The organism is uncultured Veillonella sp., assembly GCF_934190855.1.
Classification (GTDB): Bacteria; Bacillota; Negativicutes; order Veillonellales; family Veillonellaceae; genus Veillonella.
In genome coordinates, this window is record NZ_CAKPTN010000163.1 from 1 (window position 1) to 3,675 (window position 3,675).

The 3,675-nt window shown below is 33.6% G+C and carries 3 protein-coding genes; 2 read left to right on the top strand and 1 reads right to left on the bottom strand.

Annotated features, from left to right (window positions below; all coding sequences use genetic code 11):
* Positions 1-600, bottom strand: a 600-nt coding sequence (locus Q0F90_RS08100) for a ParA family protein (protein WP_296004603.1), incomplete at its 3' end; no start/stop codon positions are given.
* A gap of 1,135 nt (positions 601-1,735) precedes the next feature.
* Here Q0F90_RS08100 and Q0F90_RS08105 point away from each other — a divergent pair.
* Positions 1,736-2,503, top strand: a complete 768-nt coding sequence (locus Q0F90_RS08105; protein WP_296004605.1) for a methionine synthase — start codon at positions 1,736-1,738, stop codon at positions 2,501-2,503.
* A gap of 49 nt (positions 2,504-2,552) precedes the next feature.
* Positions 2,553-3,675 (top strand): homocysteine S-methyltransferase family protein (locus tag Q0F90_RS08110; RefSeq protein ID WP_296004609.1); only part of this gene is annotated, 1,123 nt, incomplete at its 3' end.

Below are 3,675 nucleotides of genomic sequence, written 5' to 3' on the forward strand. Positions count from 1 at the left end.
AACTTCATCGGCTACTTGAATAGATAAATTTGTACGACCATCAAACATGGTCAACAACACACCTTCAATTTCAAGGTCTTTATTAGAAGTTTGTTGTACAATAGTTACCGTTTTAACTAACTGACTTACCCCTTCTAATGCGTAGAATTCACTTTGGATTGGAATCAAAACACTATCAGCCGCAGTAAAAGCATTTAATGTTAATAAACCAAGAGATGGCGGGCAATCAATAATAATAAAATCATATTCATCACGCACTGATGCCAATGCTTTTTTCAACATTGTTTCACGTGAAACAACGGAAACTAATTCTACTTCTGCACCAGCTAATTGAATTGTTGCAGGCGCCACAAATAGCTTTTTAAGCATTGTTGGCTGAACAATATCATCAATATGTTCACCATCAATTAGAACATAGTGTACACAGAGTTCTAAATCATCTTTTTCAATGCCTAAACCAGAGCTCGCATTACCTTGCGGATCTAGATCAACAAGTAACACTTTTTTGCCTGCATCAGCTAAACAAGCACTCAAATTTACTGATGTTGTAGTCTTACCAACACCGCCTTTTTGATTAGTAATAGCTATAACTTTGCCCACGTAATTCACCTCGCATATTCGTTCAAAATATTTCTTTTTCATTATAACATAAAACAACTGTAATTATGGTAATTACAAATCAAATTCTTAGTGAATTTATCTATTTATATATGTAATTTTGTTATAAAAGTTATTTTTTGAATAGAACTAAGAATATCATTATATAAAAATAAGCTTAACAAATTATTTTAATTTACAACTGACGATTGTTTCACGTGAAACAATTATTTTCATCTTAAATAGAAAATATTATTCTTACAAAAAATGTTTCACGTGAAACATTTCAAAATACAAACAAAAGAAAAAGGAAAATAAGAACAGAAACAAAGATCGAAATCAAACCAACAATAAAATAAAAAACTCAGAAAATTAATCAAAAAAAATATTAGATAAAAAATATAATTCTAGTATAAATGTATACGAAATATTAAAACTTACCCAAAATTTTATTGATATTTAGATCACAATAACAACTCATAACACGCTAATATTTTAAACAATAATTTTATATAAGAGTATAAGTGTGTAAGACTATAAAAATATAAGAGTATAAGAGTATTAGAATAAAAAGGTATAAAAATATAAATGTATAAGAGTATTAAATATAAGACATAACAAATAAATAATTCATTTAATGTTTCACGTGAAACATTTATATAAATCAAATTTATTTACATTAAACTTTAGGTATTACAACTATAATAACTAATAAAGATATTACAACTATAGTTATATTTATATTACACCTATAGTTTTATTTATATTACAACTATAACTATGTTTATATGAATCTGTAATAGTTTTAATAATGTAATTATTTTAGAGCTGTAATTGTGCATTAAAGCATTTATTACTATATGTAGTGTAAGCAAGCTAATAACTTTTGTTATAAAACTACATATAGATATAGCTTTAAGCTATATCTATATAGTACTAAATTATATGAGAATACAGGTCCCATATGCTTTGACAGGCTTTCATCATATCTATATACTATTAACTAGGTAGTAATTAGATTGATAATTCTTAATATAATTAAATTCATTATATTATATGATCTAAAAATACAAATAATAGTAAGCACACACGCTCTACGGATACGCAGAGCTTTTTATTTTGAAGAGGAGGCGTTTCCATGCCCATCTATAACGGAATGCTTCCTGCCATCGATAAAGCAGAAGTAAAACGATACGCAGGACTTCGTCACGCTGAGGATTTCCCACAAAATTATGTTGACGAAGCATGTAAGGAAATCCAGTTATTAGCTACACCTAAAGGTGTATACCAAGAATATGATTATGATGCAGAAAACAAGGTAATTCTGAGTAATCCACCACTTAAAATCGAAGGTTCTATCATTGAAAAACACTTAGAAAAATCTACAAAAGTATATGTACTAGGTGTAACAGTAGGTGAGGATGTAGAAATTCGCAGTGAGCAATTGTTTAAACAAGGCAATTATACAGTAGGTTTATTACTTGATGCAGCAGCAACTACAGCAGTAGAGCAGGTAGCGGATCAAGTAAACGAAGTAATCAATACAATTGCTAAGAAACAAGGTTATAAACCTACATGGCGTTTTAGCCCTGGTTATGGTAACTGGCCATTAGAAATCCAACCGCATTTAGCTAAAATTATCAAAACAGAGTTAATCGGCTTACAAGTTACGGAGAACTTTTTATTGTTCCCACGTAAGTCTGTAACGGCAATTATCGGTTTAATGCCAGCAAACGAAGACCTTAAAACAAAACGAGGATGTACATCTTGTTCACAACAAGACTGCGCATCTCGTAAATTACCTGAAAAAGCAACAACTAACGACCAAAACAAGACAGAGGAAGATGGTAGTAAAACTACTGCTGATGTATCAGGTATCGCTATGAAAGGCCAACCAACAGAATAATGTTTCACGTGAAACATTTTGATTTTTAGGATGTTAAAGGAAGATGTTTATGTATATTTTTGACGGTGCTATGGGCACAATGCTGCAAGCAGCAGGCTTAGAAGAGGGCTATTGTCCAGAGCTATTTAACGTAGAGAGACCAGAAGTTGTTAAGAACATTCACGCACAATACTTACAACATGGTAGTGATGTAATTACTACCAACACATTCGGTGCATGTGGTCTTAAATTAGAAGATTACGATTTACAAGATCGAGTAAGAGAGATTAATATTGCAGCCGTAAAGGTAGCAAAAGAAGCAATTGCAGAGGTTAAACCATCTGCTCGTGTAGCTGGTTCTATGGGTCCTACAGGCCGTTTTTTGCAGCCATTAGGTAACATGAGCTTTGACTCTATTTACGACACATATCGTGAACAAGCAGATGCATTGATCGAAGGTGGCGTAGACTTCATTATTATTGAAACTATTATTGACGTTCAAGAAATGCGTGCAGCTTTATTGGCATCCCTAGATGCTCGTGAAGCTGCAGGAAAAACAAAAGAAGATGTACAAATCATCTGTCAGTTTTCTTTCAGTGAAGACGGACGTACTATTACAGGTACACCGCCAGCAGTAGCAACTACTATCGTAGAGGCTATGGGTGCCGATATCATCGGTATTAACTGTTCTCTTGGACCTGAGCAAATTACACCTCTTATTGAAGAGATTGCTAGTGTTACAAATTTACCAATCAGCTGTCAGCCTAATGCAGGTATGCCTCAATTAATTAACAAGCAAACTGTATTCCCACTTACAGCAGAAGAGATGGGCCCATTGATGCTAGATATCGTCGATGCAGGTGCTACCTATGTAGGCGGCTGTTGCGGTACGACACCAGCTCATATCCAATCTATTTCCAACGCTGTAAAAGCACATACTCCTAAGGAGCGTGCTCATATTGAACCTAAAACAATCATTACAAGCCGTACTAGATTGTTAGAATTAGGCCACAATACAAAACCACTTATCATTGGTGAACGTATTAACCCAACAGGTCGTAAAGTTTTGGCTCAAGAATTACGCGATGGTTCTTTCATCCGTGTAAAACGCGATGCTTTAGACCAAGTAGAAGCGGGTGCAGACATTCTCGACGTAAACATGGGTGTAGCTGGCATGGACCAAACTCCATTAA

Bases quoted from the DNA above. Each gene is read 5' to 3' on its own strand.
- Q0F90_RS08105 (WP_296004605.1), top strand. From the start codon at position 1,736: ATGCCCATCTATAACGGAATGCTTCCTGCCATCGATAAAGCAGAAGTA.